Annotated in this window: 17 protein-coding genes and 1 tRNA gene; 7 read left to right on the top strand and 11 right to left on the bottom strand. The window is 69.2% G+C overall.

What is annotated here, in order from left to right; genetic code table 11:
- Nucleotides 1–14: 14 nt before the first annotated feature.
- Nucleotides 15–2,096, bottom strand: coding sequence for an ATP-dependent DNA helicase RecG (gene recG, locus CVH10_RS06495; protein ID WP_106488148.1), 2,082 nt, complete (start codon nucleotides 2,094–2,096; stop codon nucleotides 15–17).
- Nucleotides 2,093–3,013: a hydrogen peroxide-inducible genes activator gene (locus CVH10_RS06500; protein ID WP_106488149.1), complete on the bottom strand. Its 921-nt coding sequence runs from the start codon at nucleotides 3,011–3,013 to the stop codon at nucleotides 2,093–2,095. The genes recG and CVH10_RS06500 overlap by 4 nt, the downstream gene beginning before the upstream one ends.
- A gap of 99 nt (nucleotides 3,014–3,112) precedes the next feature.
- Between CVH10_RS06500 and CVH10_RS06505 the strand changes: the two genes are divergently transcribed.
- Entirely contained in the window at nucleotides 3,113–3,988 is an 876-nt protein-coding gene (locus CVH10_RS06505) for an SDR family oxidoreductase (RefSeq protein WP_106488150.1), read from the top strand.
- Here the strand turns inward: CVH10_RS06505 and thpR are convergent.
- From thpR to CVH10_RS06540, 7 genes are all read right to left on the bottom strand, one after another.
- The gene (thpR, locus tag CVH10_RS06510) at nucleotides 3,985–4,542 is read right to left on the bottom strand and encodes an RNA 2',3'-cyclic phosphodiesterase (RefSeq protein ID WP_106488151.1); all 558 of its coding nucleotides are present in this window, start codon (nucleotides 4,540–4,542) and stop codon (nucleotides 3,985–3,987) included. The genes CVH10_RS06505 and thpR overlap by 4 nt on opposite strands.
- A gap of 169 nt (nucleotides 4,543–4,711) precedes the next feature.
- Entirely contained in the window at nucleotides 4,712–5,101 is a 390-nt protein-coding gene (locus CVH10_RS06515) for a RidA family protein (protein ID WP_016855923.1), read from the bottom strand.
- Between the two features lie 92 nt (nucleotides 5,102–5,193).
- The gene (locus CVH10_RS06520) at nucleotides 5,194–7,326 is read right to left on the bottom strand and encodes a bifunctional (p)ppGpp synthetase/guanosine-3',5'-bis(diphosphate) 3'-pyrophosphohydrolase (RefSeq protein ID WP_106488152.1); all 2,133 of its coding nucleotides are present in this window, start codon (nucleotides 7,324–7,326) and stop codon (nucleotides 5,194–5,196) included.
- Between the two features lie 54 nt (nucleotides 7,327–7,380).
- A complete protein-coding gene (rpoZ, locus tag CVH10_RS06525; protein ID WP_035594420.1) occupies nucleotides 7,381–7,644 on the bottom strand; it encodes a DNA-directed RNA polymerase subunit omega in 264 nt (87 codons plus the stop codon).
- A gap of 126 nt (nucleotides 7,645–7,770) precedes the next feature.
- On the bottom strand, nucleotides 7,771–8,385 hold the full coding sequence (gmk, locus tag CVH10_RS06530; protein ID WP_035594417.1) for a guanylate kinase: 615 nt from the start codon (nucleotides 8,383–8,385) through the stop codon (nucleotides 7,771–7,773).
- A 73-nt stretch (nucleotides 8,386–8,458) separates the two neighbouring features.
- Nucleotides 8,459–9,655 carry an MFS transporter gene (locus CVH10_RS06535; RefSeq protein WP_106488153.1) on the bottom strand — a complete coding sequence of 399 codons (1,197 nt, stop codon included), beginning with the start codon at nucleotides 9,653–9,655 and terminating at the stop codon, nucleotides 8,459–8,461.
- Between the two features lie 116 nt (nucleotides 9,656–9,771).
- Entirely contained in the window at nucleotides 9,772–10,635 is an 864-nt protein-coding gene (locus CVH10_RS06540; protein WP_106488154.1) for a YicC/YloC family endoribonuclease, read from the bottom strand.
- Between the two features lie 111 nt (nucleotides 10,636–10,746).
- On the opposite strand from CVH10_RS06540, the gene rph reads away from it, so the two are divergent.
- Complete coding sequence (gene rph / locus CVH10_RS06545) at nucleotides 10,747–11,484, top strand: ribonuclease PH (protein ID WP_035594347.1); 738 nt, start codon at nucleotides 10,747–10,749, stop codon at nucleotides 11,482–11,484.
- Nucleotides 11,485–11,602: 118 nt separating this feature from the next.
- On the opposite strand, the gene CVH10_RS06550 is transcribed toward rph, so the two are convergent.
- Nucleotides 11,603–12,370, bottom strand: coding sequence for an exodeoxyribonuclease III (locus CVH10_RS06550; RefSeq protein WP_106488155.1), 768 nt, complete (start codon nucleotides 12,368–12,370; stop codon nucleotides 11,603–11,605).
- A 91-nt stretch (nucleotides 12,371–12,461) separates the two neighbouring features.
- Between CVH10_RS06550 and pyrE the strand changes: the two genes are divergently transcribed.
- The 4 genes from pyrE to rep all read left to right on the top strand — a co-directional run bounded on the left by pyrE (nucleotide 12,462) and on the right by rep (nucleotide 16,408).
- A complete protein-coding gene (pyrE, locus tag CVH10_RS06555) occupies nucleotides 12,462–13,145 on the top strand; it encodes an orotate phosphoribosyltransferase (protein ID WP_106488156.1) in 684 nt (227 codons plus the stop codon).
- A gap of 17 nt (nucleotides 13,146–13,162) precedes the next feature.
- A complete protein-coding gene (locus CVH10_RS06560) occupies nucleotides 13,163–13,717 on the top strand; it encodes a YfaZ family outer membrane protein (protein WP_106488211.1) in 555 nt (184 codons plus the stop codon).
- A gap of 100 nt (nucleotides 13,718–13,817) precedes the next feature.
- Nucleotides 13,818–14,354, top strand: coding sequence for a tRNA (uridine(34)/cytosine(34)/5-carboxymethylaminomethyluridine(34)-2'-O)-methyltransferase TrmL (gene trmL, locus CVH10_RS06565; RefSeq protein WP_106488157.1), 537 nt, complete (start codon nucleotides 13,818–13,820; stop codon nucleotides 14,352–14,354).
- Nucleotides 14,351–16,408 carry a DNA helicase Rep gene (rep, locus tag CVH10_RS06570; RefSeq protein WP_035594333.1) on the top strand — a complete coding sequence of 686 codons (2,058 nt, stop codon included), beginning with the start codon at nucleotides 14,351–14,353 and terminating at the stop codon, nucleotides 16,406–16,408. Before trmL ends, rep begins: the two co-directional genes overlap by 4 nt.
- 95 nt (nucleotides 16,409–16,503) lie before the next feature.
- On the opposite strand, the gene CVH10_RS06575 is transcribed toward rep, so the two are convergent.
- The gene (locus CVH10_RS06575; protein WP_106488158.1) at nucleotides 16,504–17,319 is read right to left on the bottom strand and encodes a cytochrome c5 family protein; all 816 of its coding nucleotides are present in this window, start codon (nucleotides 17,317–17,319) and stop codon (nucleotides 16,504–16,506) included.
- A gap of 209 nt (nucleotides 17,320–17,528) precedes the next feature.
- On the opposite strand from CVH10_RS06575, the gene CVH10_RS06580 reads away from it, so the two are divergent.
- Nucleotides 17,529–17,605 (top strand) — tRNA-Arg (locus CVH10_RS06580).
- The last annotated feature ends 5 nt before the right edge of the window (nucleotides 17,606–17,610 follow it).

Consider the following 17,610-nt stretch of genomic DNA (forward strand, 5'->3'; position numbering starts at 1 on the left):
CCGACTTTCAGCTTTCAGACCTGCCCGTAGCGGCCGGCTTCCTCGCCCAGCCAGCGGCGGATCAGCGGCCGGCTGGCCTCGGGGTGCTCGGCCAGCAGCGCCTCGGCCAGCGGCGAGATGCGCGGCAGCAGGTCGGCGTCGCGCTCCAGATCGGCGATCTTCATCTGCGCCAGGCCGGTCTGGCGAGTGCCCAGCACCTCGCCGGGGCCGCGGATCTCCAGGTCCTGCTCGGCGATGCGGAAGCCGTCGGTGGTCTCGCGCATCACCGTCAGTCGCTTGCGCGAGTGGTCCGACAGCGGCGGATGATAGAGCAGCACGCAGAAGCTCGCGGTGGCGCCGCGGCCGACCCGGCCGCGCAGCTGGTGCAGCTGGGAGAGGCCCAGTCGCTCCGGGTTCTCGATGATCATCAGGCTGGCGTTGGGCACGTCGACGCCGACCTCGATCACCGTGGTGGCCACCAGCAGGTCCAGCTCGCCGGCCTTGAAGGCCGCCATCACCTCGGCCTTCTCGGCGGCCTTCATGCGGCCGTGGACCAGGCCGATCGAGAGCTCAGGCAGCGCCGCCACCAGCTCGTCGCGGCTGGCCTCGGCGGCCTGGCACTGCAGCGCCTCGGACTCCTCGATCAGGGTGCAGACCCAGTAGGCCTGGCGGCCCTCGGCGCAGGCGTGGCGGATGCGCTCGACCACCTCGGGGCGGCGCTCGTCGGGTACCACCACGGTCTTCACCGGGGTGCGCCCGGGCGGCAGCTCGTCGATCACCGAGACGTCCAGGTCGGCGTAGGCGCTCATCGCCAGGGTGCGCGGGATCGGCGTGGCGGTCATCACCATCTGGTGGGGCGTCAGGCCGCCGGCCTCGCCCTTCTCGCGCAGCGCCAGGCGCTGGTGGACGCCGAAGCGGTGCTGCTCGTCGATGATCGCCAGGCCCAGGCGATGGAAGTGGACGTCGCCCTGGAACAGCGCGTGGGTGCCGACCACCATCTGCGCCCGGCCGTCGTGGATCGCCGCCTTGGCGTCGAGCCGGTTCTTGCCCTTGAGCTTGCCAGCCAGCCAGGCCACCTCGATGCCGAGCGGCTCGAACCAGGCCTTGAAGGCCCGGTAGTGCTGCTCGGCGAGGATCTCGGTGGGCGCCATCATGGCCGCCTGGCAGCCGCCGGCGATGGCGGACAGCGCCGCCATGGCGGCGACCACGGTCTTGCCCGAGCCCACATCGCCCTGCACCAGGCGCAGCATGGGCCGCTCCTCGGCCAGGTCGGCGCGGATCTCGTCGAGCACCCGGCGCTGGGCGCCGGTCAGCGAGAAGGGCAGCTGGGTCAGGAAGCGGGCCTGCAGGCCGCGGCCGTCGGACAGCGCCGGCGCGCCGTCCTCCTGGATGCGCAGGCGTACCTCGCGCAGGCTCAGCCGGTGGGCCAGCAGTTCCTCCAGGGCCAGCCGGCGCGCGGCCGGGTGGCGGCCCTCGGCCAGCGCGTCCGGGTCGGCATCCGGCGGCGGATGGTGCAGCTCGCGCAGGCAGTCGTGCAGCTCGGGCAGGGCGTACTGGTGGCGCAGCGACTCCGGCAGCCATTCCGGCAGCGCCTCGGGGGCCTGCGCGAGCCGGGCCAGGGCCTGGTCGATCAGCGCCCGCAGGCGCGTCTGGTGCAGCCCCTCGGTGGTCGGGTAGATGGGCGTGAGGTGATCCTCCACCGCCGGTGCGCCCTCGCCGATCAGGCGGTACTCCGGGTGGTAGATCTCGAGTCCGGTGGCACCGGCCCGGGCCTCGCCGAAGGCGCGCACCCGGGCGCCGGGGCAGAACTGCTGCTGCTGGGCCGGCGAGAAGTGGAAGAAGCGCAGGCTGAGGATGCCGGAGCCGTCGCGCAGCCGCACCAGCAGGCTGCGGCGCCGGCCGCGCACCACGTCGGCGGCCATCACCTCGCCCTCGACCACGGCCTCGTCGCCGGAGCGGAGGCCGGCGACGGGGGTGATGCGGGTGCGATCCTGGTAGCGCAGCGGCAGGTGGAACAGCAGGTCGGCGACGGCATCGATGCGCAGGCGGCCCAGCTTCTGGGCCAGCGCCTCGCCGACGCCCTTGAGGTCCGTGACGGGGGCGTCGAGGCCGCTCATGCCGGCTCGGTCGTGGCCGCGCGGCAGTGGGCGATGGCCTCGGTCACCGCGTCGATGGCCTGGGGCCTCGGGAAGCTGGCCCGCCAGGCGATGGCCACGGTGCGTCCGGGGCCGGGGGGCGTGAAGGGGCGGCTGGTGAGCAGGCCGCTCTCGTAGTGGCCGGTGCCGATCGCCGAGCGCGGCAGCACGGTGATGCCGAGTCGCGAGGCGACCATGTGGCGGATCGTTTCCAGCGAGCCGCCCTCGGCGGTCAGGGTGTTGTTGGGGCTGTTGAGCTTGTGGCTGATCGCCGGGCAGGCCTCGAGGATCTGGTCGCGGAAGCAGTGGCCCTCGCCGAGCAGCAGCAGGCGCTCCTGCAGCAGGTCCTCCTTGTCGATGCTCTCGCGCTCGGCCCAGGCGTGGTCGGCCGGCATCAGCACGTCGAAGGACTCCTCGTAGAGAGGCTTGGTCACCACGTCGGTCTCGGTGAAGGGCAGCGCGACGATGATGGCGTCCAGCTCGCCGCTGCGCAGCTTGCGCCGCAGCTCGCCGGTGAAGCCTTCCTCGATGTAGAGCGGCATCTGCGGCGCGCGGCGGGTCAGCTCCGGGATCAGGTGCGGAAACAGGTAGGGGCCGACGGTATAGATGGCACCGATGCGCAACGGGCTGGCCAGCTGGTCGCGGCCGGCGCTGGCGAGCTCCTTGATCACGCTGCTCTGTTCCAGCACGCGCTGGGCCTGCTCGACGATCTTCTCGCCCAGCGGCGTGACCTGTACGGTGGACTTGGAACGCTCGAACAGTGCCACGCCCAGCTCTTCCTCCAGCTTCTTGACCGCCACCGAGAGGGTCGGCTGGGACACGAAGCAGTGCTCGGCGGCGCGGCCGAAGTGGCGTTCCTGGGCCAGGGTTACGATGTAACGGAGTTCTGTTAGAGTCATTTTGGTGCCGGGGCTTCCTCGATTGTCAGTGTGTCGCGGGCCCCATCCATAGGGCACCCCAAGGGTCATAGGGACTTTTTATCAGGGGGCGAGGGAAAGGTGAAGACAACGACGCTGATTCTGGGCTGCGGCGACATCGGTACGACACTGGGGCAGGCGCTCAAGGCCGACGGCCACAAGGTCATCGGGGTGCGCCGCGATGCCGCCAGGCTGGCCGATACCGGCCTCAAGGGCATCTCGGCGGATCTCGGCGACGCGACGGCGCTGGCCGAGCTGCCGGATGCGGATATTCTGGTCTATGTGGTCAGCGCCGACCGCTTCGAGGAAGAGGCCTATCGGGCGGCCTACCCGGATGGACTCAAGGCGGTGCTCGCCGAGTTCGGTGGCCGCAAGCGCCCGCCGAAGCACGTGTTTTTCGTCTCTTCCACCAGCGTCTACGCCCAGCAGGGCGGCGAGACGGTGGATGAGGCCAGCCCCACCGAACCCACCGGCTTCTCCGGCGCGCTGATGCGCGAGGCCGAACAGGCGCTGATCGATCACGCGTTGCCCGGGTCGGTAGTGCGCTTCTCCGGCATCTACGGGCCGGGGCGCGATCGCCTGATCCGCCAGGTCGGCGAGGGACGCATCGCCGCCGCCACGCCGCCGATGTACTCCAACCGCATCCATCGCGACGACTGCGCCGGCGTGCTGGCCCATCTCATCGGGCGGGCGCTGGCCGGCGAGTCGCTGCATGAGCTCTATCTGGCCAGCGACTGCGAGCCGGCGCCGCTCCACGAGGTGATGACCTGGCTGGCCAGGCAGCTCAAGGTCGAGGCCACCGAGACCATCCAGTCGCCGCTGCGCCGCCGGGCCAGCAAGCGCTGCGACAACGCCCGCCTGCTCGAGAGCGGCTATCGCTTCCGCTTCCCCACCTTCCGCGAGGGCTATCTGCAGGTGCTGCGCGAGGGCGGCTACCTGCCCGAGGCCACCACCTAGCGTTCCTCGTCCTTCCGACCGTCGGTCGACACGTCCGGGAGCGGCCCGGGCGTGCGCGCCAGGCACGCATAGCGGCTGCCCCGGGGCGTGACGGTCGAGCGGATCAATTCGACACGGGAATACGTCCAGTCCAGCGCCACGGCCGGCAGGTCGGGGGCGGGTGGTCGCTCGGCTCGGCGCAGCAGGGTGACATGCGGCACGAAGCGCTCGGGGCGTCCTTCGACGCCGAGCCGCTCGAGCCCGTTCCAGAGCTGATGCTGGAGGGCGCCGAGCGCTGGATCGGGGGCGTCGCCGCCGACCCAGACGATGCCCGGGCGGCGGAACTGGCCCCAGCGGTCGAGCCGCCAGCGGCCGGGAAGCAGGGTGAAGCGCTTCAGCCAGTCGGCGATGGCCGTGGCTTGGGCGTCGGGCTGCTCGCCGAGGAAGGCCAGCGTGAGATGAAAGCCGTCGTCCGGCATGCGCCGGCCGCCGCAGCGGGAGCGGGCGGTATCGGCCAGAACGCCGAGCCGCCGGCGCAGGGCCGGCGGCGGTACCAGGGCCAGAAACAGGCGCATGGTAGGAAGGCTCTCTTCAGAGAGGTAACGGAAAGCGCGGATTCATGTCGCGAGCGATGAGAGGCTGGTCGCCGCCGGAGCGCAGCTACCGGAGTGTAGCCTGCTACATGAGGATAGCGAGCACCGCCGGCGGCCAGAATCTCGAGCGCAGCAATGAATCAGCCTTTCCTTAGTCGCCGATGACCAGCACGGCTTCCGCCTCGACCTGGCTGCCCTTGGGCAGGGCCTTGACGCCGACGGCGGCACGGGCCGGGTAGGGCGCGTCGAAGAACTCTTCCATGATGCCGTTGACGATGGCGAAGTTGTCCAGGTCCACCAGGTAGAGGTTCAGCTTGACCACGTCCTTGAGGCCGCCGGCGGCCTCCTCGGCGACGGCCTTCAGGTTGGCGAAGACCTGACGGGCCTGGGCCTCGAAGTCGTCGGAGACGATCTCCATGGTGGCCGGGTCCAGCGGGATCTGGCCGGACATGTAGACGGTGTTGCCGGCCTTGATGGCCTGGGAGTAGGGGCCGATGGCGGCGGGTGCCTGGTCGGTGTTGATGACGGCCTTGTTGCTCATGGTGTGCTCCATGTGTTGTTGGCGATGATGGGGAAGTGTCCAATGACGGCGCCCCCGCCCGCCGCGACCGCGACGGGCGGGGGCGCCGGGGGTCAGTTGCCCAGCCGGGTGATCTTGCCGACGTGGGACAGGTTGCGCAGGCGCTTGATGATGCGCGCCAGGTGCACGCGGTTGCGTACCGAGACGGTGAGGTTGACGATCGACAGCCGGGCGTCGCGCTCCTCGATGCCGATGCGCTCGATGTTGGCATCGGCGTCGGTGACCAGGCCGGCCAGTTCCGCCACCAGCCCGCGGCGGCTCTCGATCTCCAGGCGCAGCGGCACCGGGAAGTCCTCATCGGCCTGGTCGGACCACTCGAGGGCGAACAGCTTGTCCGGGTCGCTCTTGAGTTCGGCCAGGTTACGGCACTCGGTGCGGTGGACGACGATGCCCTTGCCCACCGAGAGATGACCGATGACGGGATCGCCGGGCAGCGGGTGGCAGCAGCGGGCGAACTTGATCACCATGCCTTCGGCGCCGCTGATGACGATCGGCCCCTGCCGGTGCGGGGTCTCCGCGGTCGGCAGCTGCTCGCCGTGGTGCAAGTCGACCAGGCGTCGGGCGGCCACGTGGGCGACGCGCGCTCCCAGGCCGATCGACTCCAGCAAAGCGTCCTGGCTCTTCAGCTCCAGCTCGGCCAGCAGCGTGGCTATCGGCCCGCCGGGCAGTTCCTCGAGGCTGGTCTCGAACTCCGCCAGTGCCTTGTTGAGCAGCCGGCGGCCGAGCTGGACGGCCTCGGTGTGCTGCTGGTGCTTGAGCGCGTGGCGAATGGCCGAGCGCGCCTTGGCGGTGACCACCACGTTGAGCCAGGCCAGGCTGGGCCTGGCGCCGGGCGCGGTGATGATCTCCAGCGTCTGGCCGCTCTCGAGGCGGGTGGAGAGCGGCGCCAGATGGCGGTCGATACGGCAGGCGATGCAGCTGTTGCCGATATCGGTGTGCACGCTGTAGGCGAAGTCGATCACCGTGGCGCCCTGGGGCAGCTCCATGATGTCGCCCTTGGGCGTGAACACGTAGATGTCGTCCGGGAACAGGTCGTTCTTGACGTGTTCGATGAACTCCAGCGAGTCGCCGGCGTGGCGCTGCATCTCGAGCAGGCCCTTGATCCAGGAGCGCGCCCGGGCATGGCTGCCCTCGGCGATCGGATGGTCGGTCTGGCCGGCCTTGTACAGCCAGTGGGCGGCGATGCCGTTGTTGGCCATGGCCTCCATCTCGCGGGTGCGGATCTGCACCTCGATGGGCATGCCGCCGCTGCCGAACAGGGTGGTATGCAGGCTCTGGTAGCCGTTGGCCTTGGGGATGGCGATGTAGTCCTTGAAGCGCCCGGGCACCGGCTTGTAGAGGTTGTGGACCATGCCGAGGATGCGATAGCAGCTGTCGACGTCGTCGGTGATGATGCGAAAGCCGAACACGTCCATGATCTCGGCGAACGACTTCTTCTGGTCGCGCATCTTGCGGTAGATCGACAGCAGGTGCTTCTGGCGGCCCATGACCGAGCCGGTCATGCCCTCTTCGTCGAGGCTGTTCTGCAGGGTGTCCTGCACCTGGCGGATCGCCGAGCGGCGATGGCCGCGGGCGCTGGCCACGGCGCGCTTGATGCGCTCGGCGCGCATCGGATGGATCGCCTGGAAGGAGAGGTCCTCGAGCTCGACGCGGATGGTGTTGATGCCCAGCCGGTTGGCGACCCGGGCATAGATCTCCAGCGTCTCGCGGGCGATGCGGCGCTTCTTCTCCGGGCGCAGCGCGCCCAGGGTACGCATGTTGTGCAGTCGGTCGGCCAGCTTGACGATGATCACCCGGATGTCCCGGGACATCGCCATCACCATCTTCTGGAAGTTCTCGGCCTGGGCGACCGCCTTGTCCTCGAAGGTGATCTGGGTGAGCTTCGAGACGCCGTCGACCAGCTCCGCCACGGCCTCGCCGAACTGCTCGCCCAGGGCCTGTTTGGAGACGCCGGTGTCCTCGATGACGTCATGCAGCATGGCGGCCATCAGGCTCTGATGGTCCATGTGCATGTTGGCCAGGATGTTGGCCACCGCCAGGGGGTGGGTCACATAGGGCTCGCCGGAGCGACGGCGCTGGCCGTCGTGAGCCTGCTCGGCGTAGTAGAAGGCACGCTTGACCTGCTGGATCTCGTCCTGAGGAAGGTAGCCGCCGAGGCGGTCGGCCAGGTCATCGATGGTGAACATGCGGCGTGCCCTGAAGGTTGCGTGATGGCCGTGCGGATGGCGGCGACGCCGGCATCACTCCTCGGCGGGGATGCCCGACTCGCCTTCGGGGCGCGGACGCACGGGGGCGGCCTCGATCGGTTCGTCCAGCACGCTGGAATCGACCAGGCCATCGGCGATCTCGCGCAGCGCCATCACCGTGGGCTTGTCGTTTTCCCAGGGCAGCAGGGCATCGCGGGAGCCGCGGGCCAGCTGGCGAGCGCGCTGGGTGGAGATCATCACCAGCTTGAAGCGATTTTCGACGTTTTCCAGACAGTCTTCGACGGTAACACGCGCCATGGATGCCTTCCTGAATGCTGACGGGCGAAGCCCCGGCCGGCGCGGCTGCGCCCCGGGGATTCACCGATGAATAGAGGGGTTAGATTACTCGACGCCCGGCGCGCCTGACAAGCGCCGCGGCCGGGCTCAGGCGAGCAGCGAGGCCAGCAGCGGGGCGTGGCGCTCGCGGGTACGTTCGGTGGTCAGGCGCCGGGCGATGACCAGCGACTGCAGCTCCTGCTCGGCGGTGGTGAAGTCGTCGTTGATCACCACGTAGTCGTACTCGTCGTAGTGCGACATCTCGCTGACCGCCTCGCGCATGCGGGAGGCGATCACGGCGTGCTCGTCGGTGCCGCGGCCGGACAGGCGGCGTTCCAGCTCCTCCCGGGACGGCGGCAGGATGAAGATCGAGACCGCGTCGGGCAGCTGCTCGCGGACCTGGCGGGCGCCCTGCCAGTCGATCTCCAGGATCACGTCCTGGCCGGCCGCCAGCAGTTCCTCCACGGCGCGCCGCGAGGTGCCGTAGTAGTTGTCGAATACCCGGGCATGCTCGAAGAAGTCGCCTTCGTCGATCATGCGCTCGAACTCGGCCCGCTCGACGAAGTGATAGTTCACGCCGTCCACCTCGCCCTCGCGGCGGGGCCGGGTGGTGTGGGACACCGAGACCTGGATGCCGTCGAGGCGTTCGATCAGTTCGCGCACCAGGCTGGTCTTGCCGGCGCCGGAGGGGGCGGAAACGATGAAGAGCGTACCTTGGGGCATGGTGGATCCTGCGATATCGACGGCTGCGGAGGAGGGCGCGAAGTATCGCATACTTGTCGCCCTCGCCCCAGCCTCAGGCCACGGCGGCATTCGCCTCGCGGCGCTCCAGGTAGCGCCCGGTGAAGAACATCGCCAGCCCGCCGAGCGCCAGCACGGCGCCGACCAGGCCGCTGGCCGACCAGGGGGCCCCGCCCTTGATCACCACCGCCGCCAGCCAGGCGCCCAGGGCGTTGGCGCAGTTGAAGGCAGCGTGGTTCATCGAGGCGGCCATGGTCTGGGCGTCGCCGGCGACGTCCATCAGCCGGGTCTGCAGCGCCGGGCCCAGGGCCATGCTGGTGCCCACCAGGCCGACGAACAGCAGCCCGGCGATCAGGTGGTTGGCGGCGAAGAAGAAGCCGGCCTGCACCACCAGGCACCAGATCAGGATGCGGGGGATCGCCTTGAGCAGGTTCTTGTCGGCCAGCCGCGCGCCGACCAGGTTGCCGACGATGGTGCCGATGCCGAAGATCGTCAGCACCCAGGGGCCGATGGCTTCGCGCATGCCGGCCTGGGCCGAGAGGGTCGGCACCACGTAGCTGAATACCGCGAACATGCCGCCGAAGCCGATGCTGGCCACGCCCAGGGTGAACAGCACCCGCTGCTTGACCAGCGCCGAAAGCTCGCGCTTGGGGCTGGCATGGGGATCGGCCGCCTGGCTCGGCACCCACAGGCGGATCAGCACCGCGGTGGTCAGGGCGATGGCGCCGACGCCGAGGAAGGCGCTCTGCCAGCCCAGCCACTGGCCGGCCCAGGTGGCCAATGGCGCGCCGACCAGGATGGCAGTGGTCAGGCCCAGCATCACCCGGCTCACCGCCTGGGCGCGCTGTTCGATGGGCACCGCATTGGCCGCCACCAGGGCGGCGACGCCGAAGTAGGCGCCGTGGGGCAGGCCGGCCAGGAAGCGCAGCCCGACGAACGGCCAGAACGAGGTGGCCAGGGCGCTGGCGACGTTGCCGACGGCAAACACCAGCATCAGCACGATCAGCAGGGTGCGGCGCGGCACCCGGGCGGCCAGGGCCGAGATCAGCGGTGCGCCGACCACCACGCCCAGGGCGTAGCTGGAGATGGCGTAGCCGACGTCGGCGGAGGCGACCTGGAGGGCGCCGGCGACCCGCTCCAGCAGGCCCATGATCACGAACTCGCTGGTGCCGATGCCGAAGCCGCCGAGGGCCAGCGCCAGCTCGGCCAGGCGGGGATGGCGCGCGGTGGCGCCGGCAGAGGGTGTCGACATGGGAAACCTCGGGGAAATAAAAAAGACCCTGACGGTGTCAGGGTCGCGTAAAATTACTACAAAAGTATAACGCAGCCGTCGTTAGGAAGCGAAGGGGCCTGTTCGCGGCCGTGGCATCATTCGATGTTCTGGATCTGCTCGCGCATCTGCTCGATCAGCACCTTGAGCTCCACCGCGCAGCGGGTGGTCTCGGCGACCACCGACTTCGACGACAGGGTGTTGGCCTCGCGGTTGAGCTCCTGCATCAGGAAGTCCAGGCGGCGACCGATCGGCCCCCGCTGGGTGAGCTGGCGTTCGACCTCGCCGACGTGGGTCTCGAGCCGGTCGAGCTCCTCGGCCACGTCGGCCTTCTGGGCCAGCAACACCAGCTCGGCCTCCAGGCGCTGGGGCTCGAGTTCGGTGCGCATCTCGGCCAGCCGCTCGAGCAGCTGGGTGCGCTGACGCTCGAGGATCGTCGGCAGCAGGCGGCGGACCTCGTCGACCTGGGCGCGGATGCCGACCAGCCGCTCGCGGATCAGCTCGGCGAGCTGTTCGCCTTCCCGGGCGCGGCCGGCGATCAGGTCGTTCAGGGCCGCCTCGAACAGGGCGTTGGCCTCGGCCTTGATCGCCTCGAGGTCGAGGCCGGGCGCCTCGAGCACGCCGGGATGATCGAGCAGCGCCAGGGCGTCGGGCATCGGCGCCTCGGGCACGGCCTCGCGCACCTCGCTCAGCGCCGCGCCCAGGACACGAAGCTTGGCGTGATCGACGCTGGCCTCGGCGCGGCGCTCGGCGGGCTCGAAGCGCAGCGTGCACTCGACCTTGCCGCGGGCCAGGCGGTTTCGCAGCGCGTCGCGGAAGCCGGGCTCCAGGTCGCGCAGGGCCTCGGGCAGGCGGAAGTGCGGGTCCAGATAGCGCTGGTTGACCGACCGCAGCTCCAGTTGCAGCCGGCCCCAGGCGGCATCGCGATCCTGCCGTGAGAAGGCGGTCATGCTGTGCACCATGGGGGAACTCCTTGCGGGTCGGTCGAGGTCGGGGCGAGTCAGTGTAACCGATTCCCCCGTCAGGCCGTGTAGAATGGCGGGCCATCCATTTTCGATTGCGAGAGAGCTGCCATGGCCGAGGACTTCCGGCGTCCCAGCGGACGCGCCCCCGACGAGCCCCGCGAGATCCGCCTGACCCGCGACTACACCCGTCACGCCGAGGGCTCGGTGCTGGTCGAGTTCGGCGATACCAAGGTGCTGTGCAATGCCAGCGTCGAGGCCGGCGTGCCGCGCTGGCTGCGCGGCAAGAAGCAGGGCTGGGTGACCGCCGAGTACGGCATGCTGCCCCGCGCCACCCACACTCGCGGCGGTCGCGAGGCGACCCGCGGCAAGCAGGGCGGTCGCACGTTGGAGATCCAGCGGCTGATCGGCCGCTCGCTGCGCGCGGCGGTGAACCTGAAGAAGCTGGGCGAGTACACCATCACCGTGGACTGCGACGTCATCCAGGCCGACGGCGGCACCCGCACGGCGTCGATCACCGGCGGTTGCGTGGCGCTGATCGACGCCGTGCGCTACCTGCAGCGCGAGAAGCTGATCAAGGGCGATCCCTTCCATCAGCTGATCAGCTCGGTCTCGGTCGGCATCTACAACGGCGTCCCGGTGGTCGACCTGGACTATCCCGAGGACTCCCGCGCCGGCACCGACATGAACGTGGTGATGGCCGAGGGCGGCGGGCTGATCGAGGTGCAGGGCACCGCCGAGTCCGGCACCTACAGTCGCGCCGAGCTCAATGCCATGCTCGACCTGGCCGAGCAGGCCGGCGCCTCGCTGTTCGCGCATCAGCGCGAGGCGCTGGGCATCCGCGGCTGATAGCGTTCCTCTTCGGGGGAGCGCGGCAGGCAATCGGTGTTTCCCTAACGCAGCACGCCGGCCCTCGGGCCGGCGTGCTGCGTCATGCCTGGGCATGACGGCGACGAAGGGAGACGCGTTACAGCGGCAGGTCGTACTCGACGATCAGCGGCGCGTACTCGGAGAAGGTCGCGTCGTAGTCGATCCAGGCGTCCACCACGTGGCGGCGGAAGTTGGGGCCGACCAGCTGATAGTCGACGCGCCAGCCTTCCTGGCGTTCCCGAGGCTGGTCCTGATCCAGCGCCGGCCACCAGGTGTACTCGCCGGCGTCGCGGTTGATCTCGCGGAAGGTGTCGATGAAGCCGGTCGGGCCGAGCACCTGATCCATCCAGGCGCGCTCCTCGGGCTTGAAGCCGGGGGTCGTCTGGTTGTCGGCCCAGTTCTCCAGGTCGATGGTCTTGTGGGCGATGTGCCAGGTGCCGGCGATGATGTACTCGCGGCGTTTGCGGGCCATCTTCGACAGGTATTCCTGGTACTGGGCCATGAAGGCCTGCTTGGCGGCCGGATCGCTGCCGTCGGGCATCAGGAAGCTGGCGATGCTGAAACGGTCGTAGTCGGCCTGCAGGAAGCGCGCCTCATGGTCGCACTGGGGGAAGCCGAGGCCATACATGATCGCCTTGGGGATCTTGCGGCAGTACAGGCCGACGCCCGAGAAGCCGTCCTGTTCGGCGTCGAGGAAGTAGCCCTCGTAGCCCTCCGGATAGAGGATGCTGTCGTCGAGCTCGAAGCTCTTGGCCTTGAGATTCTGCACGCAGATGACATCGGCATCCTGGTTGGCCAGCCAGTCGAGAAAGCCCCGACCCACCGCCTCTCGGATGCCGTTCACATTGATGGTGGCGATTTTCATACATGGTCCCTTTTGCGTCGCGCGTGTATGATACCCGACGTTTCGACGTTTGGGTAAATGGCGTCCGCCAATAGACGTGATAGGAGGCTCCGTGGCCGCATCGACCCTGCAACCGTATCAGCAGGCCTTCATCGAGTTCGCCATCGAGCAGGGCGTGCTGCGCTTCGGCGAGTTCACCCTCAAGTCCGGGCGCACCAGCCCCTACTTCTTCAATGCCGGCCTGTTCAAGAGCGGTCGCGCCCTGGCGCAGCTGGGCCGCTTCTACGCCCAGGCCATCGCCGACAGCGGCCTCGAGACCGACGTGCTGTTCGGTCCGGCCTACAAGGGCATTCCCCTAGCCGCGACCACCGCGGTGGCGCTGGCGGATCATCATGACCGCGACCTGCCCTATGCGTTCAATCGCAAGGAGGCCAAGGCCCACGGTGAAGGCGGCAACATCGTCGGTGCGGCGCTTGCCGGCCGCATCCTGATCATCGACGACGTCATCACCGCCGGCACCGCGATCCGCGAGGTGATGGGGCTGATCGAGGCCGCCGGCGCCGAAGCCGCCGGCGTGGTGGTGGCCCTGGACCGCCAGGAGCGCGGCGGCGATGACAGCGATCCGCGCAGCGCCATCCAGCAGGTCGAGGCCGCCTACGGCATGCCGGTGGTGAGCATCGTCACCCTGGACATGGTGCTCGAGTACCTCGAGGTCCACGCCGGCGACGAACTGCGCGGCCACGCCGAGGCAATCCGCGCCTACCGCGATCGCTACGGCGTGCAGAACCACTCCTGACGAGACGAGATGTGATCATGAAAGCGATGATGGCGTGGCTGGGCGGCCTCGGTCTGGCCCTGGCGACCCTGAACTGCCAGGCGGGCAGCCTGGATCTGAACCTGAGCGACGAGGCCGTGCAGTTCGCCGCCAGCGGCGAGGTCGCTCCGGGCATCGCCGTGGGTGGCGGTCTCCTCGACAGCGAGGATCGCGTGGATACCCAGGCCGTGCATGCCGAGGTGCTGGGGGTCGAGCGCACTCGTCGCTATGACATCGGCGTCGGCGCCCGCTGGACCCAGCTGGATACCGATGCCGGCGACGGAGGTGGCCTGGGCCTGGGGGGCTACGGCTATGCCTATGTGCCGCAGGTGCCGGCGCTTTCGCTGGGCGGCTATGGCTTCTATACCCCGGGCGTGGTGAGCGCCGGCGACCTCGAACGAAGCCTGGAATATGGCCTGCGGGCACGCTATGGCGTCACGCGCAACGTGGATGCCTATGTCGGCTATCGTCGCCTGCGCGCCGACCTCGACCGGCCCGGCGGTACCCGGACCCTGGACAGTGGAGCCCATGCCGGCGTGCGGCTGGTCTTCTAGGGGCGATGTCGCGTTCGGTCGTGCCTCGGGCCCCGTTTCGGGGCCCGAGGCCGTTGTCGGCCCTGTCCATCATCGGCCCAGCCTTCTTCCGGAGTGATCGATGCTCGACGTGGTGCTCTATCAGCCCGAGATACCGCCCAATACCGGCAACCTGATCCGCCTGTGTGCCAACACCGGCTTCCGGCTCCACCTGATCGAACCGCTGGGCTTCGTCCTGGATGACAAGCGCCTGCGCCGCGCCGGTCTCGACTACCACGAGTGGGCCCGCGTCAGGGTGCATGCCGACTGGGCGGCCTTCCTCGCCGAGGTGGCGCCGAGTCGGGTGTTCGCGGTCTCGACCCGCGGTCGTACCGGCTATCACGAGCCCGCCTACCGTGAGGGCGACGCCCTGGTGTTCGGGCCCGAGACCCGCGGATTGCCCCAGCCGATGCTCGATGCCCTGCCCGAGACCCAGCGCCTGCGCATCCCCATGCTGGCCGAGAGCCGCAGCCTTAACCTGTCCAATGCCGCCGCGGTGCTGGTCTTCGAGGCCTGGCGCCAGCTCGAGTTCGTGGGGGCCGGCCTCCCGGGCGCCGGGCTTCCGGGGGCCGGTCTTCCCGACAGCGAGTCGATCGCCGCACCGAGGAACGAGCCATGACCCAGAGCATCGCCAGCCGCATCGCCAAGCTCAACCCGCGCCAGCAGGAGGCGGTGCGCGCCATCGACGGGCCTTGCCTGGTGCTGGCCGGCGCCGGCTCGGGCAAGACCAGCGTGATCACCACCAAGATCGCCTACCTGGTGCAGGAGTGCGGCATGAGTGCCCGGCGCATCGCCGCGGTGACCTTCACCAACAAGGCCGCTCGCGAGATGAAGGAGCGGGTGGGCAGCATGCTCCAGGGTCGCCAGGGCCACGGCCTGACGGTGTCCACCTTCCACACCCTGGGCCTCAACATCATCCGTGGCGAGCTCAAGGCGCTGGGCTACAAGCCGGGCTTCTCGCTGTTCGACCCCGAGGACGCCAAGGCGCTGCTGCGCGACCTGATGAACAAGGATGCCCAGGTCGACGCGGACCAGATCAACCAGGTCCAGGCGGCCATCTCCAACTGGAAGAACGACCTGGTGCTGCCCGGCCAGGCGCTGTCCCATGCCGACAGCGAGGACGAGCTGTTCGCCGCTCGGGTCTACGAGGCCTATGTGCGCCACCTCAAGGCCTACAACGCGGTGGATTTCGACGACCTGATCCTGCTGCCGGTGACGCTGCTGCGTGACGATCCGGAGGCGCTCTCCCGGTGGCGCAAACGCATCCACTACATGCTGGTGGACGAGTACCAGGACACCAACGTCAGCCAGTACCAGCTGGTGCAGCTGCTGATGGCCGAGCGCCAGACCTTCACCGTGGTGGGCGACGATGACCAGTCGATCTACGCCTGGCGCGGCGCGCGGCCCGAGAACCTGGTGACCCTGGGCGAGGACTTCCCGCGCCTGAACGTGATCAAGCTCGAGCAGAACTACCGCTCCACCGGCACCATCCTGCGCGCGGCGAACACCCTGATCGCCAACAATCCTCACGTCTACGAGAAGACCCTGTGGTCGGACATGGGCCAGGGCGAGGCGATCCGGGTGGTGGTCAACCGCCACGAGGAAGCCGAGGCCGAGCGGGTGGCCAGCGAGATCCTCACCCGGCGCATCAAGGAGCGCGCCGAGTGGCGCGACTTCGCGGTGCTCTACCGCGGCAACTTCCAGGCCCGGCTGCTGGAGCTCAAGCTGCAGCACTACCAGATTCCCTACAAGCTCTCCGGCGGCACCTCCTTCTTCTCGCGCAACGAGATCAAGGACGCGATGGCCTACCTGCGGCTGCTGATCAATCCGGCCGACGACAACGCCTTCCTGCGCATCGTCAACGTGCCGCGCCGCGAGATCGGCCCGAGTACCCTGGAGAAGCTCGCCAACTATGCCACTGAGCGCGGTGGCTCGCTGTTCGCCGCCTGCCAGGAGCTGGGGCTGGCCGAACAGCTCCCCACTCGCGCGGTGGAGCGGCTGGGCCGCTTCACGCACTTCATCGAGGGCGTACGTCGGCGCATGGACGGCGGCGACGCCATCGCCGCCATCCGCGACATGCTGCGCGAAATGGACTACGAGGCCTGGCTCTACCAGAATGCCAGCGCCCCGACCATCGCCGAGCGGCGCATGGCCAACGTCTGGACACTGATCGACCAGCTCGAGAAGTCCATGGATCGCGACCCCGACGAGGATACCGCCAGCACGGCCACCGAGACCGACGGCGTGGAGGCGGCGATCTCGCGGCTGGTGCTGCGCGACATCCTCGAGCAGCAGGCCGAGGAGGACGACTCCGACCGCGTGCAGCTCTTGACCATGCACGCCTCCAAGGGCCTCGAGTTTCCCCACGTCTACCTGATGGGGCTGGAGGAGGAGCTGCTGCCGCACCGCAACGCCATCGAGGTCGGCACCGTCGAGGAGGAGCGACGACTGGCCTACGTGGGCATCACCCGGGCGCGGCGCACCCTGACCATGACCCTGGCGCGCCAGCGCAAGGCCTACGGCGAGCTGATGGACTGCACGCCGAGCCGCTTCCTCGACGAGCTGCCGGAAGATGCCCTGGAGTGGGAAGGCCGGGCCGACCGCGAGGATCCGGAGAAGAAGCAGGCCCGCGGCAAGGACGCCATCGCCGGGCTGCGCTCGCTGCTGAACTGACCTCGTTCGAGACCAGCGCAACACAAAGCGGGGCGCCACTGGGCGCCCCGCTTTGTGTTGACGGCGTTTCCGGCGGCGCCGGACTGGCGCGAGCGTTACTGTGCCTCGCTGACCATGTAGTCGACGATGGCCTTGATCTCCGCGTCGGGCAGGCCGGCCCCGCCCTTGGGCGGCATGGTGCCGATGCCGTTGATGGCGTTGGCGTAGAGGGTCTCGATGCCCTTGTCGATGCGCGGCCCCCAGGCCTCGGCATCGCCGAGTACCGGAGCGCCGGCGACGCCGCTGGCATGGCAGGCCGCACAAGGCGCGCTGGCATAGAGCGCCTCGCCGTCCGGGCCGTCCTCGGCCGCGGCGGTGTCGTCGCCGGTGGTCGCTTCCGTGGCGGTGCTCTCGCCCTCGCCCTCGCCGTCACCCTCGGCGGCCGCGGTGTCGCCGGCATCGGCGGCGGATTCGTCCGTGGCCGGCACGTCCATCACCGGCTCGACCAGATGAGCGACCGCGGCGCGGACCTCCGCGTCGGAGAGGTTGGGGTTGCCGCCGCGGGCCGGCATGGCGTTGAAGCCGTTGATGGCATGATCGAGCAGGGTCGCGAAGCCCTTTTCGGTGCGTTCGGCCCAGGCGGCCTCGTCGCCGCGGACCGGCGAGCCGGCGGCGCCGGTCTCGTGGCAGGCCATGCAGATGCTGCCGTAGATGCCCTCGCCGTCGATCGCGTCGCCGGCGGTGCTCGCGCCTCCGGCGTCGGCCGAGGCCATGGCGGTGCCGCAGTCCTCGCCTTCCAGGCACAGTTGTCCGACCGGGGCCAGGCGCTCGGCGATGGCCTCGTGATCCGCCTCCTGCTGGGCGTGGGCCGTGGAGGCGGCCATGAGGCCGAGGAAAAGCAGGCCCATCGGTATCAGCTTGCTGGCATTCACTCTCACCACCTCTTCATTGACGGTCTTGTTGGCGGATCACGGACGGCGGCGTGATGGGCGCAGTATAGCGACAGTCCCCCGCCCGGAAAATGTCGCCGGTCAACTGTACGGCGAACAGGGCCGGCCGCACTCGGCCATCGCGGCTGGACAGTGCCTGGGCGGCACGGTAGGATGTCGCTCGCCTGATAGCGATAGCCATCGGGCCTCGCGCGCCCTTAGCTCAGCTGGATAGAGCGTCGCCCTCCGGAGGCGAAGGTCAAAGGTTCGAATCCTTTAGGGCGCGCCACAGGA

Source organism: Halomonas sp. ND22Bw (assembly GCF_003011945.1).
Taxonomy (GTDB): Bacteria; Pseudomonadota; Gammaproteobacteria; order Pseudomonadales; family Halomonadaceae; genus Halomonas; species Halomonas halophila.

Excerpts from the sequence above, each read along its gene's own strand:
- recG (WP_106488148.1), bottom strand. The coding sequence starts at position 2,096 with ATGAGCGGCCTCGACGCCCCCGTCACGGACCTCAAGGGCGTCGGCGAG.
- CVH10_RS06500 (WP_106488149.1), bottom strand. The coding sequence starts at position 3,013 with ATGACTCTAACAGAACTCCGTTACATCGTAACCCTGGCCCAGGAACGC.
- thpR (WP_106488151.1), bottom strand. The coding sequence starts at position 4,542 with ATGCGCCTGTTTCTGGCCCTGGTACCGCCGCCGGCCCTGCGCCGGCGG.
- CVH10_RS06515 (WP_016855923.1), bottom strand. The coding sequence starts at position 5,101 with ATGAGCAACAAGGCCGTCATCAACACCGACCAGGCACCCGCCGCCATC.
- CVH10_RS06520 (WP_106488152.1), bottom strand. The coding sequence starts at position 7,326 with ATGTTCACCATCGATGACCTGGCCGACCGCCTCGGCGGCTACCTTCCT.
- rpoZ (WP_035594420.1), bottom strand. The coding sequence starts at position 7,644 with ATGGCGCGTGTTACCGTCGAAGACTGTCTGGAAAACGTCGAAAATCGC.
- gmk (WP_035594417.1), bottom strand. The coding sequence starts at position 8,385 with ATGCCCCAAGGTACGCTCTTCATCGTTTCCGCCCCCTCCGGCGCCGGC.
- CVH10_RS06535 (WP_106488153.1), bottom strand. The coding sequence starts at position 9,655 with ATGTCGACACCCTCTGCCGGCGCCACCGCGCGCCATCCCCGCCTGGCC.
- CVH10_RS06540 (WP_106488154.1), bottom strand. The coding sequence starts at position 10,635 with ATGGTGCACAGCATGACCGCCTTCTCACGGCAGGATCGCGATGCCGCC.
- rph (WP_035594347.1), top strand. The coding sequence starts at position 10,747 with ATGGCCGAGGACTTCCGGCGTCCCAGCGGACGCGCCCCCGACGAGCCC.
- CVH10_RS06550 (WP_106488155.1), bottom strand. The coding sequence starts at position 12,370 with ATGAAAATCGCCACCATCAATGTGAACGGCATCCGAGAGGCGGTGGGT.
- CVH10_RS06560 (WP_106488211.1), top strand. The coding sequence starts at position 13,163 with ATGAAAGCGATGATGGCGTGGCTGGGCGGCCTCGGTCTGGCCCTGGCG.
- trmL (WP_106488157.1), top strand. The coding sequence starts at position 13,818 with ATGCTCGACGTGGTGCTCTATCAGCCCGAGATACCGCCCAATACCGGC.
- rep (WP_035594333.1), top strand. The coding sequence starts at position 14,351 with ATGACCCAGAGCATCGCCAGCCGCATCGCCAAGCTCAACCCGCGCCAG.